This is a genomic window from Streptomyces sp. NPDC024555 (assembly GCF_055559335.1).
On record NZ_JBVHKV010000019.1, the window covers coordinates 40,891 to 63,284 of the forward strand.

General features: G+C 72.2%; 23 protein-coding genes and 6 tRNA genes. 20 read left to right on the top strand and 9 right to left on the bottom strand.

Going from position 1 to position 22,394, the window contains the following annotated elements; all coding sequences use genetic code 11:
* The first annotated feature begins 65 nt into the window (after positions 1-65).
* Together cobA and ACZ4FH_RS28770 are read left to right on the top strand one after the other, a co-directional pair.
* Positions 66-1,319, top strand: a complete 1,254-nt coding sequence (gene cobA, locus ACZ4FH_RS28765; RefSeq protein WP_385104142.1) for a uroporphyrinogen-III C-methyltransferase — start codon at positions 66-68, stop codon at positions 1,317-1,319.
* 64 nt (positions 1,320-1,383) lie between these two features.
* Positions 1,384-2,202: a TrmH family RNA methyltransferase gene (locus ACZ4FH_RS28770; protein WP_383645849.1), complete on the top strand. Its 819-nt coding sequence runs from the start codon at positions 1,384-1,386 to the stop codon at positions 2,200-2,202.
* An 87-nt stretch (positions 2,203-2,289) separates the two neighbouring features.
* Here ACZ4FH_RS28770 and ACZ4FH_RS28775 read toward each other — a convergent pair whose 3' ends face one another.
* A complete protein-coding gene (locus tag ACZ4FH_RS28775; protein ID WP_467308517.1) occupies positions 2,290-3,642 on the bottom strand; it encodes a serine/threonine-protein kinase in 1,353 nt (450 codons plus the stop codon).
* Between the two features lie 205 nt (positions 3,643-3,847).
* Between ACZ4FH_RS28775 and ACZ4FH_RS28780 the strand changes: the two genes are divergently transcribed.
* The 4 genes from ACZ4FH_RS28780 to ACZ4FH_RS28795 all read left to right on the top strand — a co-directional run bounded on the left by ACZ4FH_RS28780 (position 3,848) and on the right by ACZ4FH_RS28795 (position 6,163).
* Positions 3,848-4,108, top strand: coding sequence for a hypothetical protein (locus tag ACZ4FH_RS28780; RefSeq protein WP_467308519.1), 261 nt, complete (start codon positions 3,848-3,850; stop codon positions 4,106-4,108).
* Between the two features lie 188 nt (positions 4,109-4,296).
* Positions 4,297-4,506, top strand: a complete 210-nt coding sequence (locus tag ACZ4FH_RS28785) for a hypothetical protein (RefSeq protein ID WP_467308521.1) — start codon at positions 4,297-4,299, stop codon at positions 4,504-4,506.
* 236 nt (positions 4,507-4,742) lie between these two features.
* The gene (locus ACZ4FH_RS28790) at positions 4,743-5,810 is read left to right on the top strand and encodes a phosphotransferase (protein ID WP_467308522.1); all 1,068 of its coding nucleotides are present in this window, start codon (positions 4,743-4,745) and stop codon (positions 5,808-5,810) included.
* Between the two features lie 68 nt (positions 5,811-5,878).
* Positions 5,879-6,163 carry a TFIIB-type zinc ribbon-containing protein gene (locus tag ACZ4FH_RS28795; protein WP_467308523.1) on the top strand — a complete coding sequence of 95 codons (285 nt, stop codon included), beginning with the start codon at positions 5,879-5,881 and terminating at the stop codon, positions 6,161-6,163.
* Positions 6,164-6,267: 104 nt separating this feature from the next.
* Here ACZ4FH_RS28795 and ACZ4FH_RS28800 read toward each other — a convergent pair.
* The 5 genes from ACZ4FH_RS28800 to ACZ4FH_RS28820 all read right to left on the bottom strand — a co-directional run bounded on the left by ACZ4FH_RS28800 (position 6,268) and on the right by ACZ4FH_RS28820 (position 6,710).
* Positions 6,268-6,339, bottom strand: a tRNA-Val gene (locus tag ACZ4FH_RS28800).
* Between the two features lie 23 nt (positions 6,340-6,362).
* Positions 6,363-6,434, bottom strand: a tRNA-Val gene (locus tag ACZ4FH_RS28805).
* Between the two features lie 19 nt (positions 6,435-6,453).
* Positions 6,454-6,525: transfer RNA gene (locus ACZ4FH_RS28810), tRNA-Val, on the bottom strand.
* 1 nt (position 6,526) lies between these two features.
* Positions 6,527-6,600, bottom strand: a tRNA-Cys gene (locus tag ACZ4FH_RS28815).
* A gap of 37 nt (positions 6,601-6,637) precedes the next feature.
* Positions 6,638-6,710: transfer RNA gene (locus ACZ4FH_RS28820), tRNA-Gly, on the bottom strand.
* Between the two features lie 163 nt (positions 6,711-6,873).
* On the opposite strand from ACZ4FH_RS28820, the gene ACZ4FH_RS28825 reads away from it, so the two are divergent.
* The 3 genes from ACZ4FH_RS28825 to ACZ4FH_RS28835 all read left to right on the top strand — a co-directional run bounded on the left by ACZ4FH_RS28825 (position 6,874) and on the right by ACZ4FH_RS28835 (position 9,638).
* A complete protein-coding gene (locus ACZ4FH_RS28825) occupies positions 6,874-7,911 on the top strand; it encodes a chorismate-binding protein (protein ID WP_467308645.1) in 1,038 nt (345 codons plus the stop codon).
* Positions 7,908-8,729: an aminotransferase class IV gene (locus tag ACZ4FH_RS28830; protein ID WP_467308525.1), complete on the top strand. Its 822-nt coding sequence runs from the start codon at positions 7,908-7,910 to the stop codon at positions 8,727-8,729. The genes ACZ4FH_RS28825 and ACZ4FH_RS28830 overlap by 4 nt, the downstream gene beginning before the upstream one ends.
* A gap of 75 nt (positions 8,730-8,804) precedes the next feature.
* Positions 8,805-9,638 (top strand): GNAT family N-acetyltransferase, encoded by an 834-nt coding sequence (locus tag ACZ4FH_RS28835; protein WP_467308527.1) that lies wholly within the window; start codon positions 8,805-8,807, stop codon positions 9,636-9,638.
* Positions 9,639-9,684: 46 nt separating this feature from the next.
* Here the strand turns inward: ACZ4FH_RS28835 and ACZ4FH_RS28840 are convergent, their stop codons facing one another.
* Positions 9,685-10,200: a DsbA family protein gene (locus tag ACZ4FH_RS28840; RefSeq protein ID WP_467308529.1), complete on the bottom strand. Its 516-nt coding sequence runs from the start codon at positions 10,198-10,200 to the stop codon at positions 9,685-9,687.
* Between the two features lie 210 nt (positions 10,201-10,410).
* Here ACZ4FH_RS28840 and ACZ4FH_RS28845 point away from each other — a divergent pair, with 210 nt between their 5' ends.
* The 4 genes from ACZ4FH_RS28845 to ACZ4FH_RS28860 all read left to right on the top strand — a co-directional run bounded on the left by ACZ4FH_RS28845 (position 10,411) and on the right by ACZ4FH_RS28860 (position 13,483).
* Positions 10,411-10,866, top strand: coding sequence for a hypothetical protein (locus tag ACZ4FH_RS28845; RefSeq protein ID WP_467308531.1), 456 nt, complete (start codon positions 10,411-10,413; stop codon positions 10,864-10,866).
* A gap of 233 nt (positions 10,867-11,099) precedes the next feature.
* Positions 11,100-12,119 carry a LacI family DNA-binding transcriptional regulator gene (locus ACZ4FH_RS28850; protein ID WP_467308532.1) on the top strand — a complete coding sequence of 340 codons (1,020 nt, stop codon included), beginning with the start codon at positions 11,100-11,102 and terminating at the stop codon, positions 12,117-12,119.
* A gap of 69 nt (positions 12,120-12,188) precedes the next feature.
* Complete coding sequence (locus ACZ4FH_RS28855) at positions 12,189-13,160, top strand: acetylxylan esterase (protein ID WP_467308533.1); 972 nt, start codon at positions 12,189-12,191, stop codon at positions 13,158-13,160.
* A 167-nt stretch (positions 13,161-13,327) separates the two neighbouring features.
* Positions 13,328-13,483, top strand: a complete 156-nt coding sequence (locus ACZ4FH_RS28860) for a hypothetical protein (RefSeq protein WP_311313458.1) — start codon at positions 13,328-13,330, stop codon at positions 13,481-13,483.
* A gap of 4 nt (positions 13,484-13,487) precedes the next feature.
* Here the strand turns inward: ACZ4FH_RS28860 and ACZ4FH_RS28865 are convergent, their stop codons facing one another.
* Together ACZ4FH_RS28865 and ACZ4FH_RS28870 are read right to left on the bottom strand one after the other, a co-directional pair.
* Positions 13,488-14,063: a CGNR zinc finger domain-containing protein gene (locus ACZ4FH_RS28865; protein ID WP_383645903.1), complete on the bottom strand. Its 576-nt coding sequence runs from the start codon at positions 14,061-14,063 to the stop codon at positions 13,488-13,490.
* Positions 14,064-14,374: 311 nt separating this feature from the next.
* Positions 14,375-14,788: an SsgA family sporulation/cell division regulator gene (locus ACZ4FH_RS28870; RefSeq protein ID WP_015032345.1), complete on the bottom strand. Its 414-nt coding sequence runs from the start codon at positions 14,786-14,788 to the stop codon at positions 14,375-14,377.
* A 264-nt stretch (positions 14,789-15,052) separates the two neighbouring features.
* On the opposite strand from ACZ4FH_RS28870, the gene ACZ4FH_RS28875 reads away from it, so the two are divergent.
* The 7 genes from ACZ4FH_RS28875 (at position 15,053) to ACZ4FH_RS28905 (ending at position 22,374) form a co-directional block, all read left to right on the top strand.
* Complete coding sequence (locus ACZ4FH_RS28875) at positions 15,053-15,484, top strand: TIGR02611 family protein (protein WP_467308535.1); 432 nt, start codon at positions 15,053-15,055, stop codon at positions 15,482-15,484.
* A gap of 55 nt (positions 15,485-15,539) precedes the next feature.
* Positions 15,540-15,611: transfer RNA gene (locus ACZ4FH_RS28880), tRNA-Val, on the top strand.
* A gap of 176 nt (positions 15,612-15,787) precedes the next feature.
* On the top strand, positions 15,788-17,071 hold the full coding sequence (locus ACZ4FH_RS28885) for an ABC transporter substrate-binding protein (protein WP_467308537.1): 1,284 nt from the start codon (positions 15,788-15,790) through the stop codon (positions 17,069-17,071).
* Positions 17,072-17,082: 11 nt separating this feature from the next.
* A complete protein-coding gene (locus ACZ4FH_RS28890; RefSeq protein ID WP_385104128.1) occupies positions 17,083-18,072 on the top strand; it encodes a carbohydrate ABC transporter permease in 990 nt (329 codons plus the stop codon).
* The gene (locus ACZ4FH_RS28895; RefSeq protein ID WP_467308539.1) at positions 18,069-18,944 is read left to right on the top strand and encodes a carbohydrate ABC transporter permease; all 876 of its coding nucleotides are present in this window, start codon (positions 18,069-18,071) and stop codon (positions 18,942-18,944) included. The genes ACZ4FH_RS28890 and ACZ4FH_RS28895 overlap by 4 nt, the downstream gene beginning before the upstream one ends.
* Positions 18,945-18,951: 7 nt before the next feature.
* A complete protein-coding gene (locus tag ACZ4FH_RS28900) occupies positions 18,952-19,533 on the top strand; it encodes a DUF624 domain-containing protein (RefSeq protein WP_467308541.1) in 582 nt (193 codons plus the stop codon).
* Positions 19,534-19,629: 96 nt separating this feature from the next.
* Positions 19,630-22,374, top strand: coding sequence for an exo-rhamnogalacturonan lyase family protein (locus ACZ4FH_RS28905; protein ID WP_467308542.1), 2,745 nt, complete (start codon positions 19,630-19,632; stop codon positions 22,372-22,374).
* Positions 22,375-22,394: the final 20 nt, after the last annotated feature.

Here is a 22,394-nt window from a genome sequence, read left to right on the forward strand (position 1 = left end):
GTCACAGCCGCTCCACCGTCGCAGCGGCCCGCAGCCCCCGCATCGCACGAGGAGCCCGCACCGCCATGGCCGAGCACGCCGATCACCCCGCCTACCCCGTCGGACTGCGCCTCAACGGGCGCCGTGTGGTCGTCGTCGGCGGCGGCCAGGTCGCCCAGCGCCGGCTCCCCGCCCTCATCGCGGCCGGCGCCGACATCGTCCTGGTCTCCCCGTCCGCCACCCCCTCCGTCGAGGCGATGGCCGACGCCGGTGAGATCCGCTGGGAGCGCCGCCCGTACGCCGACGGCGACCTCACCGACACCTGGTACGCCCTCATCGCCTCCGACGACGCGGCCGCCAACGACGCCGCCTCCGCCGAGGCCGAGCGCACCCGCACCTGGTGCGTCCGCAGCGACGACGCCGACGCCGCCACCGCCTGGACCCCCGCCACCGGCCGCAGCGAGGGCGTGACCGTCGCCGTCCTCAGCAGCGACGTCCACGGCCGCGACCCGCGCCACTCCGCGGCGGTCCGCGACGCCATCGTCGAGGGCCTGCGCGACGGCACGCTCGCCGCGCCCCAGCACCGCACCCGCGTCCCCGGCGTCGCCCTGGTCGGAGGCGGCCCCGGCGACCCCGACCTGATCACCGTCCGAGGCCGCCGCCTCCTCGCCTCGGCCGACGTCGTCATCGCCGACCGGCTCGGCCCCCGCGACCTCCTCGACGAACTCCCGCCGCACGTCGAGGTGATCGACGCCGCGAAGATCCCGTACGGCCGCTTCATGGCCCAGGAGGCCATCAACGCCGCGCTGATCGAGCACGCCAAGGCGGGCAAGGCCGTCGTCCGGCTCAAGGGCGGCGACCCGTTCGTGTTCGGACGCGGCATGGAGGAGGCCCAGGCGCTCGCCGCCGAGGGGATCCCGTGCACCGTCGTGCCCGGCATCTCCAGCTCCATCTCGGTGCCCGGCGCCGCCGGCATCCCCGTCACCCACCGAGGCGTCGCCCACGAGTTCACCGTCGTCAGCGGCCATGTCGCCCCCGACGACGCACGCTCCCTGGTCGACTGGGAGGCCCTCGCCCGGCTCCGCGGCACCCTCGTCCTCCTGATGGCCGTCGACAAGATCGGCGCCATCGCCCGCGCGCTCGTCGCCCACGGCAAGTCGCCCGACACCCCGGTCGCCCTGGTCCAGGAGGGCACCACCGCCGCGCAGCGCCGCGTCGACGCCACGCTCGCCACCGTCGGCGAGCGCGCCGAGGCCGAGGGCGTCCGCCCGCCCGCCGTCATCGTCATCGGCGACGTCGTCGCGGTCGGCCCCGGAACCCCCGCCGCAATCAACGAGTAACCATCGGTAACGGATCTTCCTCCAGACCGTTGGCACCACACACCGGACAAGGCAGTATCAAGCTGTGGCTGATCTCATCACCGTCGACGACCCCGACGACCCCCGTCTGCGCGACTACACCGGTCTGACCGACGTCGAGCTGCGGCGCCGCCGCGAGCCCGCCGAGGGCCTCTTCATCGCGGAGGGGGAGAAGGTCATCAGACGGGCCCGCCACGCCGGCTACGAGATGCGCTCCATGCTCCTGTCGGCGAAGTGGGTCGACCTGATGCGCGATGTGATCGACGAGGTCCCGGCGCCGGTGTACGCGGTCAGCCCCGAACTCGCCGAACGCGTCACCGGCTACCACGTCCACCGCGGCGCGCTCGCCTCCATGCAGCGCAAGCCCCTGCCCACCGCCGACGAACTGCTGCGCACCACCCGCCGCGTCGTCGTCATGGAGGCCGTCAACGACCACACGAACATCGGGGCCATCTTCCGCAGCGCCGCCGCGCTCGGCATGGACGCCGTCCTGCTCTCCCCGGACTGCGCCGATCCGCTCTACCGCCGCTCCGTCAAGGTCTCGATGGGCGCCGTCTTCTCCGTGCCCTACGCCCGCCTCGACACCTGGCCCAAGGCCCTGGAGACGGTCCGCGAAGCGGGTTTCAAGCTGCTCGCGCTGACCCCCGACGAGAAGGCCAGCAGCATCGACGAGGCCGCCCCCCACCGCATGGAGAAGGTCGCCCTGATGCTGGGCGCCGAGGGCGACGGCCTGTCCACCCAGGCCCTCGTCGCCGCCGACGAATGGGTCCGCATCCCGATGGCCCACGGCGTCGACTCGCTCAACGTCGGTGCCGCCGCCGCGGTCGCCTTCTACGCGGTGGCCACCGGCCGCCCGGAGTCCTGACCCGTACAAGCGGTGGCCACCGGCCGCCCGGAGTCCCGAACCGTACGTGCGGTCGCCACCGGCCACCCGGAATCCGGAACCGGACTCCTACCGCTCGTTCCCGGCCCGGTCGGCGTCCCCGCCCCGGGCCGGCTGCGTTCCGCCCTGCCCGGGGGCGGTGCCGTCGCTCAGGCTGTGAACCGGCCCGGCGCCGAGCCCGCGCGCGGGCCCCTGGCAGCCCTGGGCCGCGGCGATGCCCAGCGCGACCAGCAGCGTCACCACCACGAAGACCACCAGACGCTGCCGCAGCAGCCGCGGGTTGGCCGGGCGCCGCCCCGCCGAGGTCGGACGCGTGCCCGGACGCGTGCCCGGCCTGCCGTTCGTCCCGGGCGCCGGCCTCGGCCGCTTCCCCGGCTGGGTGCCCCCGCGCGAGTGCTGCTGCGGACCCGGGCGCGAACCACCGGTCCGGGGCGGGGCGCCCCGCCCCGGCGCCGTCTGCCGGCCCTGCGGGCGCGACACCGGCCCGGGACCCGGGGCCCGGCGCGTCTGCTGCTCGGTGTGCGGACCGCTCAGCCGCCCCGTCGGACGGTCGGCCTCCTGGGCCGACCGCTGGACCGGCGGCCGGCTCTCGTGCAGCCCCTGCGCCTCCCGCGCCGCGATCTCCTTGAGCCGCATGGAGAGTTGCAGGGTGCTGGGCCGCTCCTCGGGATCCTTCGCCAGACAGGCGCTCACCAGCGGGGCGAGCGCGTCGTGCACGTCGTACAGCTGGGGCTCCTCGTGCACCACGCGGTACAGCATCACCTCGGAACTGCCGTGCCCGAACGGTGAATCGGCCATCGCGGCGTACGCCAGGGTCGCCCCCAGCGAGAAGACGTCCGTCGCCGGCGTCACCGCCGCGCCGCGCACCTGCTCCGGCGCGAGGAACCCGGGCGAACCGACCGCCGTGCCGACGTGCGTCAGCGTGGACGCGCCGGTCGCCCAGGCGATGCCGAAGTCGATGATCCGGGGGCCCTTGGGGGAGAGCAGGATGTTCGACGGCTTGAGGTCCCGGTGCACCACACCGGCCTCGTGCACGGCCACCAGACCCTCGGAGAGCGCCGCCCCGATCGAGGCCACCTCGGCGGCCGACAGCGGGCCCTCCTCGGCGACCTTGTCGTGCAGCGACGGCCCCGGCACGTACTGCGTGGCGAACCACGGACGGTCCGCCTCCAGATCGGCCGCGACCAGCCGGGCCGTACAGCCGCCGCGGATCCGCCGCGCGGCCGACACCTCGCGCGCGAAGCGCGAACGGAACTCCTGGTCCTCCGCCAGATCCGGCCGGATCACCTTCAGCGCCACCCGCTGCCCGCGACGGTCCGAACCGAGGTAGACGACACCCATGCCGCCCGCCCCGAGCCGTCGGTGCAGTCTGAACGAACCGACGACACGCGGGTCCTCGCGCCGGAGCCGCATCATCGCCATGTCTGCCCATCCCCGCTGCCTGGTCCGCCTGACGAGGCACAGCTTACGTACCCGCCGCCCGGGGCGCTCAGAGGCCGCGCCCTCGCCGGGGAATCGATTGTCAGTGCCGGGTGGGAAACTTGAGGAGTGGTCAGGGAGCCGGGGATCCGGGCTCCCCGGCCCGTGCGAGATCTCAAGGGTCAGTCGCAGAAGGGGGATTGGATCAATGAAGGGCGATCGGGTCGAGATAGTCGTGGACGCCGGGGACACCACCCGGACCTACGAGGTAGTGGCCTCCAGGGCCGGCCGCAGGGTGGAGACGGCGGTCCGTCGCGGGGTGGTCGAAGTGAGTGAAGTCACCAGGAGCGGTTCGGTGGTGCGCACCGCCCGCTTCATGGCGACCAGGGTTCTCGCCCTGGTCGAACAGCCGGTCCCCAGGGAGGACGCCTCCGAGCACCCTGTGGGGGATGACCCCGGGGTCCGGTAGCCCCTTCTCCACCCAGGGGAGTACGCCGGCTCCCCATGGCTCATCCTCCGGGAGGCCCGGCATTCGGTACGAGGGCATGACGCCGACCGCCTCCCGGATCCCTAGTGTTGAGGTCAAGCGGCGGGCGTTCGCACTCGTCCCCCGAGGTCACACGCCCGCCGCCCCACGATCAGGTCAGGAGAGGAACCATGGCGGACACGGCAGCGCGGACGGTCGTCCGTACGCGGGGACACAAGGTCCACGCCCCGTTCGCCGGCCGTGCGGCCACCGGCCGCCGCCACCCGCTGGTGGCCACGGCGATGGTTCTTCCTCTGGCGGCCCTGCTCACGGTCGTCTTCGGCGGCTGGGACGCGGTGGTCACACAGGCGTCGTCCGTGGGCGTGATGCTGGGGCGCTGAGCGGCGCCCCGGGTCCGGAAGAGCGGTCCGGACCGGGACATCCGGCCAACAACCCCGTGGGGACGGGGGTGCGGCGGACGGCAGCGTTTGTCCGGTCAGCTGGGGAGCTGACCGGACATCGCGCTGTCCGGGCCCGGACGGACCCGGACACCGGAGCACACCGGACCACCGGCGTACGCTCTCCGGCGGACGGGCACCGGGCCCGGCCCGCCCATCCGTCCCACCCGGGGGAGCCCGTGACCGCCGACGCCGTACGCGCCCTGGGGGCCCTTGCCCACGAGGCGGTCCACACCACCGCGACCGGGGAGCCCCGTGAGGCGCCGGGCGCCGGCTGCGGCTGTCCCGCGCCCGTCGTCCTCGCGGACCGGGCGGACGGCACCGTGGTCCGCCTCGGCGCCGTCGTCGCCAAGGCGCACGCCCCCGGTACGGACACCGCCGCGCTCGCCGCGCGGCTCGGCCCGGCCGCCGACCCGGGGCTCGCCGGCATCCTGCTCCCGCCCCTGCCCGCCCCCTCCGCGGCCGGCGGCGCCGGTGCGCCGTACCTCACCGCACTCCACGGCCGCCCGGCCACCCTCTGGCCGTACGGCGCACCGGTGGACCCCGGCGACCCGGACCGGGCGCCCTGGGAGGAGGCCGGAGCGCTCCTCGCCCGGCTGCACCGGGTCGGGCCCCGGACCGCGGCCACCCCGCCGCCGGTGCCCGGACCGCGGGACGGGGGAGCGGACCGTACCCGGGCCGCCGCTCCGCCTCCCATGCGCGGCCCCGCCAAGGCCGCGCTCGCCGTGGCCCGGATGCGTGCCGCCCGGCCCGACGGCCCGGCCACCGCGCCCGTGCTCGCGGCCTGGGCGGCACTGCCCGCCTGGGCCCGGGACGAGGAACCCGCACCCGCGCACCGCATCCGCCCGCTCTGCCACGGCGACTTCCACCTCGGTCAGCTCGTCCGCCGGCCCGATCGGGGCGGCTGGCTGCTGATCGACGTCGACGACCTGGGGCCCGGCGACCCCGCCTGGGACCTCGCCCGGCCCGCCGCCTGGTTCGCGGCCGGACTGCTGCCGCCCGGGATCTGGGACCGTTTCCTGGCCGCCTACCGGGCGGGCGGCGGGCCTGCCGTCCGCGCCGACGCCGACCCCTGGCCCGAGCTGGACACCGCCGCCCGCGCCCTGACCGTGCAGACCGCCGCCCTCGCGCTCGCCAAGTGCGCGGCGGAGCGGAGGAATCCGGATGAGGTGGAACAGGTGATGATCGACTCCTGTGCCCGAATCGCCGCGCTCCCGCCCGAGTTGGCCGCGGCGGAACCGTCGTAGGCTGGGCCGGACGCCGCCGGGCCCACCTTCCGGCGACGGACGACCGACGGCGAGGAGTGAGCCCGAAGATGCAGTGTCCCAAGTGCCACGCGGCGATGCACACGTACAACCGCAACGGCGTTCAGATCGAGCAGTGCAGCGGCTGCCGGGGGATCTTCCTGGACTACGGCGAGCTGGAGACGCTGAGCCGCATAGAGGCGCAGTGGACCCAGCAGGCGCCGCCGGCCCCGCCGGTCCAGCAGGGCTACCCGGCGGCGCCCGCGCCGGCCTGGGGCGCCCCGCAGCACCACGGCGGGCACCACGGGGGCCACTACCGGCACAAGAGCTTCGGGCACATGCTCTTCTCCTCCTGATCCGCCGCCGTGCCGGGGCGTGCGCGCCGCGTCCGTCCCGGCACGGACCGCAGGAGAGGGAACGACGAAGCCCCGGTCGTCGAGACGACCGGGGCTTCGGGCTGTGCGCGATACTGGGATTGAACCAGTGACCTCTTCCGTGTCAGGGAAGCGCTCTCCCGCTGAGCTAATCGCGCAGGGTGAACCTGCGTGTACTGCGTGCGCGATACTGGGATTGAACCAGTGACCTCTTCCGTGTCAGGGAAGCGCTCTCCCGCTGAGCTAATCGCGCGGGGATCCTTGCGGACCTGTGGACGATACTGGGATTGAACCAGTGACCTCTTCCGTGTCAGGGAAGCGCTCTCCCGCTGAGCTAATCGTCCTTGGAGGTGGAGACGGGATTTGAACCCGTGTAGACGGCTTTGCAGGCCGTTGCCTCGCCTCTCGGCCACTCCACCAGGGATGGGGGCTCGGGAAGATCCCCCATCTTCTGCGAGCGGACGACCAGGTTCGAACTGGCGACCTCAACCTTGGCAAGGTTGCGCTCTACCAACTGAGCTACGTCCGCTTGTCGGTTCCGGTTCACTTGCGTGTCCCGGCGACGTGTTGAACTCTAGCGGATTCCGGGGCCAGTACAAAAACGCGTTTCCGCAGCGTGCTGACCTGCCCTCGCCCCGGCGCGGGCGGCGGGGCGCCGTCCTAGACTCGCCGACGTGCACGACCTTGCCCCCATGGCCCGCTTCGGCGGCCTCGTCGCCTCCGATCTCCGGGACGTGACCCACGATCCCGCCGCCCTGGAATCATCCGGATTCTGGGCGGTTTCGGCTGACTTCGAGGGCCGTCTCGTCTGCGCCCGCTTCGCCACCGTGCGTTCCGCGCCCGTGCCCGCCCCGGTGCCCGGCGCCTGGCGCGGCCCCGCGGCGGGCGACTGGACCTCGTCCCTGGACCGCGCCGCCTACACCGACGGCGTACGGCGCATCCGCGCGGCCATCGCGCGCGGCGAGGTCTACCAGGCCAACCTCTGCCGTGTGCTGACGGCGCCGCTGCCCGATCCGGCCGTCGCCGACGTCGACGCGCTCACCGCGCTGCTGGCCCGCGGCAACCCCGCCCCCTACGCAGGAACGATTCGGCTGCCCGGCCACGGCGTGGAGATCGCGACGGCCTCGCCCGAACTCTTCCTGCGCCGGGACGGCCGCACGGTCGAGTCCGGACCGATCAAGGGCACCGGCCGCACCGAGGCCGATCTCCTGGAGAAGGACCACGCGGAGAACGTGATGATCGTCGACCTGGTCCGCAACGACCTCGGCCGGGTCTGTGCCACCGGATCCGTCACGGTCCCCGACCTCTGCGTCGTCGAGAAGCACCCCGGGCTCGTCCACCTCGTCTCCACCGTGCGCGGCCGTCTCGCCGACGGCGCAGGCTGGCCCGAACTGCTGGCCGCCGCCTTCCCGCCCGGATCGGTCACCGGCGCCCCCAAGTCCAGCGCGCTGCGGATCATCGGGGAGCTGGAGACCGCCCCGCGCGGCCCGTACTGCGGCGGCATCGGCTGGGTGGACGCCGACCGGGGGACCGCCTCGCTCGCCGTGGGCATCCGCACCTTCTGGACCGACCGCACCGGCGCCGCGCCCGTACTGCGCTTCGGCACCGGGGCCGGGATCACCTGGGGATCGGATCCGGAACGCGAATGGGACGAGACCGAGCTGAAGGCGTCCAGGCTGCTCGCTGTAGCGTCGGGCACCTACGAAGCGACCGGAAGGACCGCACCATGAGGATCTGGGTCAACGGCGGGCTGCACGACGCCGACGACGCCCGGGTGTCCGTGCTCGACCACGGCCTGACCGTCGGCGACGGCATCTTCGAGACGGTCAGGGTGACCGGGGACGGCCCCTTCGCGCTGACCCGCCATCTCGACCGGCTGACCCGTTCCGCCGCCGGCCTCGGCCTGCCCGCGCCCGACCTCGACGAGATCCGCCGGGCCTGCGCCGCCGTCATCGAGGCCAACCCGGTCGCCCTCGGCCGGCTGCGGATCACCTACACCGGCGGGATCTCCCCGCTCGGCTCCGACCGCGGCACCGACGGCCCCGGACTGGTCGTCGCCCTCGGCGAGGTGAAGCGCCGCGCCGACAGCACGGCGGTGATCACCGTGCCCTGGACGCGCAACGAACGCGGCGCGCTCACCGGCCTCAAGACGACCTCGTACGCGGAGAACGTCCTCGCGCTCGCCCGCGCCCACGAGCGCGGCGCCTCCGAGGCCCTGTTCGCCAACACCGTCGGGCAGCTCTGCGAGGGCACCGGCTCCAATGTCTTCGTCGTCCTGGACGGGCAGCTGCACACCCCGCCGGTCGCCTCCGGCTGCCTGGCCGGCATCACCCGGGCCCTGACCGTGGAGTGGACCGGGGCCCGGGAGACGGACCTGCCGTTCGACGCCCTGGAGCGGGCCGAGGAGGTCTTCCTGACCTCCACCCTCCGCGATGTGCAGGCCGTCCACCGGATCGACGGCCGGGAGCTGCCCGGCGCCCCCGGACCCGTCACCGCCAAGGCCATGCGGGTCTTCGAGGAGCGCGCGGCCGACGATCTGGACCCCTGAGCGCGGCCGCTTCCCCGGGGCACGGCTTCGTAAAAGCGGGTGACGTGCCCCGGGGCAGCGGATAGAAAAACTCTGATGACCACCACACTCCGGCCGTCCGGGCCGGTCCAGACAGGCGCCGACGGCGCGCGGAGCCGCGCGTACGACGTGTGCGACAACGGGCGGCCCGTCGGCGCCGTCGAGATCGCGGCCGACCCGCCCGCCTCGGGCGGGCACGGAATGCTGAGATCCGTGCGGATCGACGAGCGGACGCGGCGGCGCGGCCGGGCCACCATCGCCTGCCTCGCGGCCGAGGAGGTGCTGCGCGGCTGGGGCTGCACCACCGTGCGGACCGAGGCCGCCGCCGACGACATCGCGGGACAGCGGCTGATCACGGGGCTCGGCTACACCGACAACAGCCGGAACATGATCAAGCGGCTCGCCGAGCCGCCGGCCCTGCCCGAGGGGCTGACCGCCCGGTCGATGACCCCCGAGGAGTTCGCCGACTGGGAGGAGCGCGCGATCGCGGGTTACGCGGAGAGCCTGGTGACGCGCGGGACACCGCCGGAGGCGGCCGCGGAGGCGGCCCGCGTCTCGCACGCCCGGCACATGCCGCACGGCCTGGCCACCGAGGGAGTGCGCCTCCACTACCTCCTCCACGAGGGCGAGAAGGCCGGCAGCGTCTGGGTGGCGCCCTTCGAGATGCACCCCGGCCGCCGGATCGGCTACGTCTTCGACGTCGAGGTGGACGAGCGGTACCGCGGCCGGGGCTACGGCCGGGCGCTGATGCACCAGGCCGAACGGCTCGCGCTGGCCGACGGCGAGGAGTGGATCGGCCTGCACGTCGTCACCTCGAACACGCCCGCGCTGCGGCTCTACCAGTCGCTGGGCTACGAGCCGACCCAGTACAACTACGTCAAACAGCTCTGACCGGGGCGGGGCCGGAGCGGCGGGCGCCCTCCGGCCCGGCCGCCGCTCAGCCCCGGTCGGCGAGCAGCCGGTCGGCGATCTCCTCGATCCGCTCGCGCAGCCCCTCCTGGCTCTTCCCGCCGTCCAGCCGCTCGTCACCGATCACATAGGTGGGCGTGCCGGTGACACCGATGGCCTTGCCCTCGGCCTGGTCGGCGTCGACGATCAGCAGATGCCGGCCGTCGATCAGCGCGGTGTCGAACTCCTCGGAGTCCAGCCCCAGTTCCTTCGCCACCTCGATGAGCAGCTTCTCGCCGGACCGCCCCAGTTCGTCGGTGCGGGCGAGCACCGCCTCGATGTAGGGCCAGTCCTTGCCCTGGACCGCGGCCTCCTCGGCCGCCTGCGCGGCGGCGTACGCGTGCTTGTGCTTCTCCAGCGGGAAGTGCCGGAACCGGATCTCGATCCGGTCGCCGTACCGGGCGCGCAGGGCGCGCACATCGGCGAGGGCCTGGTGGCAGTCGGGGCACTGGAGCTCGCACCAGAGGTCGAGGACGACCGGCGCGGCGGGGGTGGAATCGCTCATGGGCCCAGTCTCCCAGGGCGTACGCGCTCCTCACGACCGGTGTCCGGGCCGCGGGGGAGCGGGGCGGACTCGTCCGTACGGCGTGGGCGAAGCGGCACCTGGGGAGGAGCCCGGCCCTGAAATGTCCCTGAGGTGGGCAGGGGGCGTGGCCGCCCCCGGGGTCGCCGGTGCAGGATGGAAGGGACGTTTCCCCTGCGCCTGGAGGCACCGATGCTTGCCGAGACCATCTGTTCCGCGGTGTCGGCGGCGGGCCTGGGCATCGCCGCGGTGACCGCGTACCGGAAGCGCTTCCTCACCGCCGCCAGGATCGCGGCCTACTCCCTGGTGCCCATCGGCCTGGTGCTGACCGGGACCGTGGAGTGGCTGTCGGGCATCGCCTTCAAGCCCGGGGTGTGGCTCGGCTTCGGGCTGCTGGGGGTCGCCTGGGTGCTGTTCGCCACGACGCGCGCGGTCGAACGGCGCGGCGTCGGGACCCGCAAGGAGCGCAGGGCCGCGGCCCGTGCGGCCCGGGAGGGCGCGGTCGAGCCCGCGGCCTCGGCCCCCTCGCTCGGCGCCGGAACCGGCTCCACCGCCCCCGCCCGGCAGAACGCGGGCAAGCGGTCCTCCGGTGCGCCCGACGAGGACTTCAGCGACATCGAGGCCATCCTGAAGAAGCACGGCATCTGACCCGGACCCGGCCCGCTCCGGACCCCGGCCGGCGCCGCTCCCGGCCGGGCCGGAACGCCGTCCGTATGAATCGATTCACTCAAGATCCTTGACGCGGTTCGGTGCGGCGGCTAGCGTCCCGACCCGGTTGAAACAATTCACTCACGCCCGTCCGTGCGGTATCGGGGCCCGTCCGTACGATGGGGCGACGCCGCTGGAAGAGCGCGGCCGAGGGCACCGGTGGGGCAGGACAAGTGGCGCGTGTGGCAGGGATCAAGGACGTGGCCCGGCAGGCCGGGGTCTCCGTGGGCACGGTCTCCAATGTGATCAACCGCCCCGAGGCGGTGCTGCCCGAGACCCGCGCCCGGGTGCTGGCCGCCATCGAGGAGCTGGGCTACGTCCGCAGCGAGTCCGCCCGCCAGCTCCGGGCCGGCCGCAGCCGGATCATGGCGCTGCTCGTCCTGGACATGGGCAACCCCTTCTTCGTCGACGTGGCCCGCGGTGCCGAGCGCGCCGCCCGCCAGGCCGGACTCGGGGTGATGGTCTGCAACAGCGACCAGAGCCCCGCCGAGGAGGCGGAGTACCTCGGCCTCTTCGCCGAGCAGCGGGTCTGCGGCGTCCTCGTCACCCCGGCCGACGCCACCGGCCGCAACCTCGACTCCTTCAGCCGCCACCGCATCCCGTACGTCCTGGTGGACCGGGTCGCCTCCGGCACCGGCAGCTGCGCGGTCTCCGTCGACGACGTGCGCGGCGGCGCCCTGGCCGTCGGCCATCTCGTCGCGGCCGGACACCGTTCGGTGGCGTACGTCAGCGGGCCCGGCGACCTCCACCAGATCAGGGACCGCAGACAGGGCGCCCTGGCCGCGCTCGCCGAGGCCGGACTGCCGCCCGAGACCCTGGTGGAGATCCCCTCCGACCGCCTCGACGTGGCCGCGGGCCGGGACGCCGGAGCCCGGCTGCTCGGCCTTGTCCCCCGCCCCACCGCCGTGTTCTGCGCCAACGACCTGCTCGCCCTGGGCGTGCTCCAGGCCCTGTACGCCGCGGGCGTGCGGGTCCCGCAGGACATCGCCATCGTCGGCTACGACGACATCGAGTTCGCCGCCGCCGCTGCCGTACCGCTCACCTCGGTGCGCCAGCCCGCCGTCGTCATGGGCCGGATGGCCGCCGAACTCCTGCTGGAGGAGGCCGACGACGAGGACGGCGTCCACGAGCACCGCAGCGTCGTCCTCCAGCCGGAACTGGTCGTGCGCGCCTCCAGCTCCACGCCCCGCTGAGCCCGCCGCCCGGCCCCTGCCTCCTTCCCGACCGTCCTGGCCGTTCCGCACGCCCGAAATGGAGATCCCGTGTCCCTGTTCGACCTGCCCCTCGACGAACTCCGCTCCTACCGCCCCGAGTCGACCGAGCCGGACGACTTCGACGCCTTCTGGCGCCGCACCCTCGACGAGGCGGCCGAGCACCCGCTGGACGCCGTGTTCACGCCGTACGACGCGGCGCTGCCCCGGGTCGACGTGTACGACGTGTCGTTCGCCGGCTGGGGCGGCCACCGCGTGCACGCCTGGCTCAACGTGCCCGCCGGCGCCGAGGGCCCGCTGCCGACCGTCGTCAACTACCTCGGCTACGGCAGCGGACGGGGCCTGCCGCACGACCACCTCGTCTGGGCCGCCGCCGGCTGCGCCACGCTCGTCGTGGACACCCGCGGTCAGGGCGCGGTCAACAGCCACTCCGCGGGCTCCACCGCCGACCCGCACGGCGGCGACAACCCCCAGTCGCCCGGCTTCATGACCCGGGGCATCCTCGACCCCGACACCTACTACTACCGCCGGGTCTTCACCGACGCGGTGCGCGCGCTCGACGTGGCCGGCGCCCACCCGGCCGTCGACGCCGACCGGATCGTCGTCTACGGCGGCAGCCAGGGCGGCGGCATAGGCCAGGCGGTCGCGGGACTGAGCCCCCGCGTGAAGGCCGCCTTCGTCGACGTACCGTTCCTCACCCACTACCGGCGGGCCGTCGAGATCACCGACAAGGACCCGTACCAGGAGATCGTGCGCTTCCTGTCCACCCAGCACGGCCACGCCGAGCAGGTGTTCCGCACCCTGTCCTACTTCGACGGGATCAGCTTCGCCGCCCGCGCGCAGATGCCCGCGCTCTACTCGGTGGCCCTGATGGACCCCATCTGCCCGCCCTCCACGGTCTTCGCCGCCTACAACAACTGGGCCGGTCCCAAGGAGATCGAGGTCTACCCCTGGAACGGCCACGAGGGCGGCACCGGCGTCCACCGCGGCATCCAGCTGCGGAAGCTGCGCGACCTGCTCTGACGGCCGGAGGCAGGGGTGCGGGGAGCGGGAACGGGCGACACGGTCCGAACGGCTGCCGGGCACTCGGACGCCGGAGCGAATCGACCCGCCCTTTCACGGTGAACTCCCGTAACGAAAAGCCGTGTTGGGCGTCGCAGGGGTCCGGCGTACGTCATGATCGTCCCGAGATGGTGGACACCTCCCGGGGCGATGCCCCCGCACCCCCCGCCGAAGAGCCGCGTGGCTGCCTCTTCGCGCTTTCCCAGCCCCCTCTGATGATCTTCCTCACGGTGGTCGGCAGCCTGCTGCTGATGGCCGCGTTGCATGATCTCTTCGTGCTGTGAGCCGTCAGCCGGCCGCCTCCCGGCGGCGCGCCCGGTACGCGGCGACGTGCAAGCGGTTACCGCACGTGCGGCTGGAGCAGTAGCGGCGCGAGCGGTTGCGGGACAGATCGACGAACGCGTGCCGGCAGTCCGGTGCCTCGCAGCGGCGCAGCCGCTCCGTCTCGCCCGCGACGATGATGAACGCCAGCGCCATGCCGCAGTCGGCCGCCAGGTGGTCGGCCAGCGACGCGTCCGGCGCGAAGTAGTGCACATGCCAGTCGTAGCCGTCGTGGTTGCTGAGCTGGGGTGTGGTGCCCGCCGCCGCGACCAGGCCGTTCACCAGGCCCGCCGCGGTCTCGGCGTCGGCCGCCGCGAACACCTCGGCGAAGCGCGCCCGCACCGCGTGGACCGCCGCCAGGTCCTTCTCGTCGAGCCGGCCCACCCCGCTCACCCGGTGGCGCTCGGCGAACGCGTACAGCGCCGCGGTGTCGGCGAGCCCGTCGGGCGGTCCGCCCGTGCCCGGCCGTTCGCTCTCCGGCGCCGTGTTCACCAGATCGACCACCGTGTCGAGGGCGATCCGGGTGTCGTGGGGGATCAGCACGCTTCCGCTCCCTGGCCTCCGGCGGGCCAGATCCCCGCCGATGCGGGCTGACTCTACTGGCTCGCCCGTGCGCCACAGGGGCGTGAGGGGCCCGCGAGGCCCCGGGGGCGGCCGGGAAGCCCCGTGGCGGCGTCGAGGGGATGCGGGGGCCGTCGGAGGGCCCTGACGGCCTCCGGCGGTGGACGGGAACGCGGACCGGCGCCGTCACCACGGTGGATTCCGTGATGGCGGCGCCGGTGTCTGCCGTATGAGGTTGTCCGCGCGGCGCCGTCTCCCCGAGTCGGACGGCGCCGTGCGGCTCTCGGCCTGGCTCAGCTGTCGGCCAGGATGTGTGAGAGCTCCGTATCGAGATCGAAGTGACGATGCTCGGTCCCGGGTGGAACCGCGGCGTCGGTCCTCTTCAGGAACGACTCCAGGGCTCGTGCCGGGGCTTCCAGCAGGGCTTCGCCCTCCGGGGAGCTCAGCGCGATGCAGACGACGCCCTGACCGTGACTACGGGATGGCCAGACACGGACGTCTCCGGTGCCGGTGGGCCGGTGCAGCCCCTCGGCGAGGAGGTCGCGGGCGAAAACCCACTCGACCGTCTCCTCCGCTCCGGTGTGGAAGGTGGCGTGCACGGCATACGGATCGGCCGTGTCATACCGCAGGCCCGCGGGTACAGGCAGTGAGGACTCGCTCGACACAACGAGGCGCAGGTGCAGCTCGCAGCTGACCGTGGTGTTCATAAGCGCCAGGGCCTTTCGCTCAGTGTGCGCTCGGGGATTCGCACGTCGGCGAAATCGACATGCCACCTACGGTGGCGTTGTAAACCCCTCTGCCCGTTTTGTGATTCTTCGGGTAGCTCGTACAGCGGTGTGTAACTTTGGGTCATGCGGCCATTCCGGTGACGGGAGGCGTTCGGGTAGGTTGACCTTCATGAACGCGGAGAGTGACGAGCGGGGCGGGGGTGCCCTCGTGGCGCACCGGTGCCCGCGGTGGGGGAGAGGCCTGTGAACGAGACGGGGGATGTCACGGAGGGTGTGACCAAGGAGGACGCGCCCGCCGGCGAGCGGGCGCTCGGCTCCCGGGCGCCCGGCTTCATCCGGGCCTCCAGGGCGCTGCACCTCAGTTGGCAGGTCGGCGTTTTCGTGGTCGGCCTGGCCGTGGTGGTGGCGGGCATCATCATGCTTCCGCTGCCGGGCCCCGGCTGGCTGGTGATCTTCGGCGGCATGGCGATCTGGGCGACCGAGTTCGTCTGGGCGCAGCTGGTGCTGCGCTGGACCCGGCGCAAGGTCACCGAGGCCGCCCAGCGGGCCCTCGATCCCAAGGTCCGGCGGCGCAACATCGCGCTCACGGTGATCGGGCTGGTGATCATCGCGGTGCTGGTGGGGATCTACGTCTGGAAGTTCGGCATCGTCATGCCGTGGAAGATCCGTGAGTGACCCCGCAGTGGTCGGGGGGCGCCCCTGACATGGGGTAATGTTTGCGGTGCGCCCGGGGCGATTAGCTCAGTGGGAGAGCGCTTCGTTCACACCGAAGAGGTCACTGGTTCGAACCCAGTATCGCCCACCCCGGACCGACGGCCCGGAAGCTTCCAGAAGCTTCCGGGCCGTCGGCGTTTCCCGCTGTCCCGTTCAAGCGCTTCGATCGATTTTCGTCCCAGCCATTGACGTCGCCGGTGCCGCTCCTTACTTTGACCCGGCAAGCGCTTTCTAAAACGATTCAATCAAGCGTAGGGGCGAACTATGTCTCGGAACCAGGGCATGGACCGACGGCAGATGCTGAAGCTCGCGGGCTTCTCGGCCGCGGGGCTCGGGCTCACCGCCGCCGGCTGCGGCTCGGGCGGCGGGTCCGGCGGGCCGGTCACCATCCGGCACGCCTGGTGGGGCGCCGACGACCGGGCCAAGAAGGTCCAGGAGTGCGTCAGGCTCTTCGAGAAGAAGCACCCCAAGATCAAGGTGAAGACCGACTTCCAGCAGTACCCGGACTTCTGGAAGAAGTTCAACACCCAGGCGGCCGGCGGCAACCCGCCGGACGTCATCCAGAACGCGGTGACCTTCCTGCGCAAGTACGAGGCGAAGAACGTCCTGCTCGACCTCGGCCCCCAGGCGAAGAAGGGCAACCTCCAGCTGGAGGGGTTCCGCGCCGGACTGGAGAAGTTCGCCGAGATCGACGGCAAGCTCCTCGGCGTCCCCGTCGGCAGCAACTCGATGGCCCTCGTCATCGACGAGAAGGTCTTCGAGAAGGCCGGCGTCGACCACCGCCTCGGCTGGACCTGGGACGACTGGTACGCGGGCCTGCAGAAGATCAAGTCCGGCCAGGGCGTCGCCGGCGACTCCGGCCCGCACGGCGTCATGTACCTCTACGACCTGGTCCTCCGCCAGAACGGGAAGGCCTTCTTCACCGCGGACGGCATGGGCTTCGGCGAGGAGGAACTGCTGCCGTACTGGACCGAGGCGCTGGCCCGGGTGAAGTCCGGCATCTACGCCGACCCCAAGAAGGTCGAACAGATCAAGCCCGCCTCCGCCCTCGCCAAGGGCCTCTCCGCCGGCGAGTTCACCTGGGACAACTTCTCCGTCCGCTACAGCGCCGAGGGCAAGAGCAGCTACAGCCTCGCCCCCATACCCAGCACCGACGGCAAGAAGACCGGGCAGTACCTCGGCTCGCTGATGCTCAGCGGCACCGCCCGCACCAAGCACCCCGCCGAGGTCGCCACCTTCATCAGCTTCATGACCCACGACCCCGCCGTCGCCCGCATCATGGGCTACGACCGCGGCGTCCCCGCCACCACCGCCCAGTTCGAGGCCTTCCAGCCCACCGACGCCCCCAGCAAGGCCATCGGCGCGTACGAGACCGAGATCGCCAAGGCCGGGGTGCTGGAGCCCATCACCCCGCACCCGGCCGGTGCCGACGTCGTCGAGGCGGCCTTCCTGCGCATCGCCGGTGACATGTCCCTGGGCAAGGCCTCGCCGGAGGACTCCGTCAAGCAGTTCTTCTCCGAGGCGAAGACCGCCCTCGCCTCGAACTGAGAGGACACGCGGTGACTCACATCCAGACGACCGCGAGCGGTCCGGTCCACGCCACGGACCCCGCCGCCGCGGCGCGGAGCGGCCCGGGACGCAAGACCCGCCCCGCTCCGCAACCGCGGGGCCACCGCGAGAATCTGACCGGCTATCTCTTCATGTCGCCCTGGATCGCGGGCTTCCTGTTCCTGATCGCCGGACCCATGGTGTTCTCGCTGTACCTCGCGTTCACCGACTACAACCTGTTCGACGCCCCCAAATGGGTCGGCCTGCAGAACTTCACCGACATGTTCGCCGACCCGCGCTGGCGCCAGTCGGTCAAGGTGACCTCCTGGTACGTCGTGATCGGCACCCCGATCAAGCTGGCCGCCGCCCTCGCCGTGGCCATGCTGCTGGCCCAGAAGCGCTGGGGCCAGTCCTTCTACCGGGCGGCCTTCTACGCGCCCTCGCTGATCGGCGCGAGCGTCTCCGCCGCCATCGTCTGGCGCGCCCTGTTCTCCGACGACGCCGTCGTCGACCGCGGACAGCAGCTGTTCGGCATCGACACCGGCGGCTGGATCGGCGACCCGCACATGATCATCTACGCGCTGGTGGCCCTCACCGTCTGGCAGTTCGGCGCCCCCATGGTCATCTTCCTGGCCGGCCTCAAACAGGTCCCCCGGGAGCTCTACGAGGCGGCCGAGGTCGACGGAGCCGGCCCCTGGCGGAGGTTCTGGTCCATCACCCTGCCGATGATCTCGCCGGTGCTGTTCTTCAACGTCCTGCTGGAGACCATCCACTCCTTCCAGATCTTCGGCTCCGCCTACATCGTCAGCAACGGCTCCTGCGGCCCCGCCGACGCGACGCTCGTCTACACCTGTTACCTCTACGACCAGGGCTTCGCGAACAGCCGCATGGGCTTCGCCTCCGCCATGGCATGGCTGCTGCTCGTCGCCGTCGGCCTGGTCACCGCCGTGCTGTTCTGGTCCCAGAAGCGCTGGGTGCACTACGAGGAGGGGGGCCGATGACCCCGATGGACACCACCGCCACCACCGCGTCCGTACGCCGCCGCCTTCCCGGCTCACTGGCCTGGCACATCGGCGCCCTCGCCCTCCTCGTGGTCGTGCTGTACCCGGTGGTGTGGACGATCGGCGCCTCGTTCAAACCGAGCGGCGACATCGTCGGCGCGCTGAACCTCTTCCCGACCGACCCCATCACCGACAACTACCGGCGGCTCGCCGACGGCATCGCGGACATCCCGATCTGGAGGTTCTTCCTCAACTCGGCCTATGTCTCGGTCGGCTCGGTGATCGGCGTCGTCCTGTCCTGCTCGCTGACCGCCTACGCCTTCACGAAGGTCCGCTTCGCCGGGCGCAACATCATGTTCGCCATCATGATCGGGACGCTGCTGCTCCCGTACCACGTACTGATCATTCCGCAGTACGTCATGTTCCAGAAGCTGGAACTGATCAACACCTTCACCCCGCTGCTCATCGGCAAGTACCTCGCTACCGACGCCTTCTTCGTCTTCCTCATGGTCCAGTTCATGCGCGGACTGCCCAAGGAACTCGACGAGGCCGCCCGGCTCGACGGCTGCGGACACCTGAGGATCTACTGGTCGATCGTGATGCCGCTCTGCCGGCCCGCGCTCATCACCAGCGCCATCTTCACCTTCATCCAGGCCTGGAACGACTTCATGGGCCCACTGCTCTACCTCAACGAGCCGGACAAGTACACCGTCTCGATGGGCCTGCGGATGTTCATCGACCAGGACGCCGTCGCCGACTACGGCGGCATGATCGCGATGTCACTGGTGGCCCTGCTGCCCGTGCTCGCCTTCTTCCTGGCCTTCCAGCGCTACCTCATCGACGGCATGGCCACCTCCGGCCTGAAGGGCTGAACACCCCGTGGCGACCACCACCCGCACCGCGCCCAGGACCTCCTTCGTACGGGAACGATTCGGCGTCTTCGCCGAATGCCTGCTCACCGGCGTCTGGATCACCGTCGCCGCCCTGCCGCTGGTCACGCTCCCCGCGGCCTTCGCCGCGGGGAGCCGCCACCTGAGCCGCCATCTGGCCGGCGAGGCGAGCGGGGTGCGGGCGTTCGCCACCGATGTCCGCGAGGCCTTCCGCACCGGCTGGCGGATCTCGCTGCTCTGGTGGGCGGCGCTCGCGCTGCTCGCCTTCGACGCCCAGGTCGCCCGCTCCGGCCTGCTGCCGGGCGGCCGGCTCCTGCTCCTCGTCAGCCTGATCGGCCTGCCCGCCGTCGCCGTCTGGGGGCTGCGCACGGCCGCCGCTTGGCGCCCCGGCACCCCCTGGGCCCACACCGCCCGGACCGCGGGCCGCCGCACCCTCACCGACCCGGCGGGCTCCCTGCTCCTCGTCGGCGGCTTCGTCGCCCTGGCCCTCGCCGCCTGGCAGATCCCGCCGCTGGCCGCCCCCGCGCTCGGCTGCCTCGCCGCGGCCGCCGTCGCCGCCGACCGCCGCTGAGCCGCGGGCCGCCCGGCCCCACAGACCCCACACCCGCACCACCACGCGTCAGCGTGCGCTCCGTCATGCCCATTTCGCCCACGCATTGGAGTCGTGATGTCCCCGATCCCCCGCCGCACCGTGCTCAAGGCCGCCGCCGTCGCCTCGGCGGCCACCACCCTCTCCTGGGCCCTGGACGACACCGCCCAGCAGGCCGCGGCCGCCACCGGCGCCGCCGGACAGGGACCCGTGGAGATCGGCTGGCTGGAGGAGGGCGGGCTGGGCGCCGCGCCCGGCTCGACCTTCGGCGTCCCCTGGGCCAGGGGACGCGTCCCGGCCGGCCAGAAGTTCGCCCTCACCACCACCGACGGCAAGGACGTGCCCGTCCAGACCTGGGCCACCGCCACCTGGCCCGACGGCTCGCTGAAGTGGACCGCCCACGCCGTCGGCCCCGAGGCCGCCGGGGGCAAGAAGTTCACCCTCACCACCGGCGAACCCGCCACCGCCGCCCACCGCATCACCGTCAAGAACACCGGCGGCACCATCACCGTCTCCACCGGGGTCATCACCGCGAGGATCGGCAAGTCCGGCACCTCCCTCATCACCTCCGTCCGGCGCGGCTCCACCGAGATCGCCAAGGACGGCCGCCTCGTCCTGATCCGCCAGGGCGAACTCACCGACGGCGACCAGGGACAGGAGAAGTACGAACGCTTCGAGAGCGCCGTCGCCAAGGCCGAGGTCGAACAGAGCGGCCCCGTCCGCGCCGTCGTCCGCATCGACGGCAAGCACCGCCACGGCAACCGCTCCTGGCTCCCCTTCTCCGTCCGGCTCTACTTCTACGCGGGCGCCGACTCGTTCCGCATGATGCACACCATCACCTTCGACGGCACCCAGGAACCCGGAAAGACCAAGGGCGACTTCATCCGGGGCCTCGGCGTCCGCTTCACCGTCCCGATGCGCGACGAGACCTACGACCGCCACATCCGCATCGGCGGCGAGGACACCGGCATGCTCCGCGAGGCCGTCAAGGGCATCACCGGACTGCGCCGCGACCCCGGCGCCGCCGTCCAGGCCGCCCAGTTCGAGGGGACGAAGCTCCCCGACCCCGCCACCTGGGACCAGCGCGTCACCACCCGCCTCCCGCTTATCCCCACCTGGGGCGACTACACCCTCAGCCAGCTCTCCGCCGACGGCTTCTCGCTGCGCAAGCGCACCAAGAAGGGCCACGGCTGGATCGCCGCGGGCGGCGGCCGGCGCGCCTCCGGATTCGGCTACGTCGGCGGCGCGAGCGGCGGACTCTCCTTCGGACTGCGCGACTTCTGGGAGAAGTTCCCCGCCCAGCTCGACATCCGCGGCGCCGACACGACGGCCGCCGAGATCACCCTCTGGCTCTGGTCGCCCGAGGCCGAACCGATGGACCTGCGCTTCTACCACGACGGCCTCGGCCAGGACACGTATGCCGAACAGCTCGAAGGCCTCAACATCACCTACGAGGACTACGAACCCGGCTTCGGCACCCCGTACGGCATCGCCCGCACCAGCGAACTCGTCTTCTGGGCCAATGAATCCACCCCCAGCGCCGAGGCGCTCGCCCAGCAGTCCCGTACCGTGCGCACCCTCCCGCAGCTCGTCGCACCGCCCGCCCACCTCGTCGGCGCGGGCGTCTTCGGCGGACTCTTCTCCCCGGTCGACCGCTCCACCCCCGCCAAGGCGAGGATCGAGGACCACCTGGACTTCCTCTTCACGTACTACCGGGACCAGGTCGAGATGCGCCGCTGGTACGGCTTCTGGGACTACGGCGACATCATGCACTCCTACGACCCGGCACGGCACCAGTGGCGCTACGACGTCGGCGGCTACGCCTGGGACAACTCCGAACTCTCGCCCGACCTCTGGCTCTGGTACGCCTATCTGCGCTCCGGCCGCGCCGACATCTTCCGCTTCGCCGAGGCCATGACCCGCCACACCGGCGAGGTCGACGTCTACCACCTGGGCGAATGGGCCGGCCTGGGCACCCGCCACGGCGTCCAGCACTACGCCGACAGCGCCAAGCAGCAGCGCATCGCCAACACCACCTACCGGCGCTTCTACTACTTCCTCACCGCCGACGAACGCGTCGGCGACCTGATGCGCGCCAACGTCGACTCCGACGAGACCTTCCTCGGCCTCGACCCCCTCCGCAAGATCCGCACCGAGCCCTACACCCCGGACCGGCACGCCCTCTCCATCGGCTTCGGCACCGACTGGAGCGGCCTCGTCTCCGCCTGGCTCACCGAATGGGAACGCGGCGGCCCCCAGGCCGAGAAGGCCCGCGCCCGGGTGCTCGGCACCATGGAGACCATCGCCGCCCAGCCCAACGGCTTCGTCCAGGGCAGCGGCCTCTACGACCTGGACACCGGGAAGTTCGCCGTCGCCACCGAACCCGTCGTCAGCGTCTCGCACCTCTCCGGCGTCTTCGGACTCAACGAACTGTGCGCCGAACTCATCGACCTCGTCGACATGCCGAAGTTCAAGGAGGCCTACCTGGACTACTGCCGCTACTTCAACGCCTCCAAGACCGAGCAGGCCGCCCGCTACGGCTCCAACTTCGGCACCCTGCTCCTCTTCCAGGGCCACTCCCGCATGGACGCCTACGCCGCCGTCCAGACCGGCGACGAGAAGCTCGCCGCCCGCGCCTGGGAGAAGTTCTACAAGAGCGACGGCTACCAGGAATCCGCCCCCTGGAAGACCGAGAAGGTCAGCGGCCCGGTCACCACCGTCGCCGGCAGCGAGGCCAACTGGGTCTACACCAACGACACCGCGCTCTACGGACTCGCCGCCATCGAGAACCTCGCCCTCCTCGGCGACCGCATGCCCTCCTGAACGGACACGGGGGTGCCCGC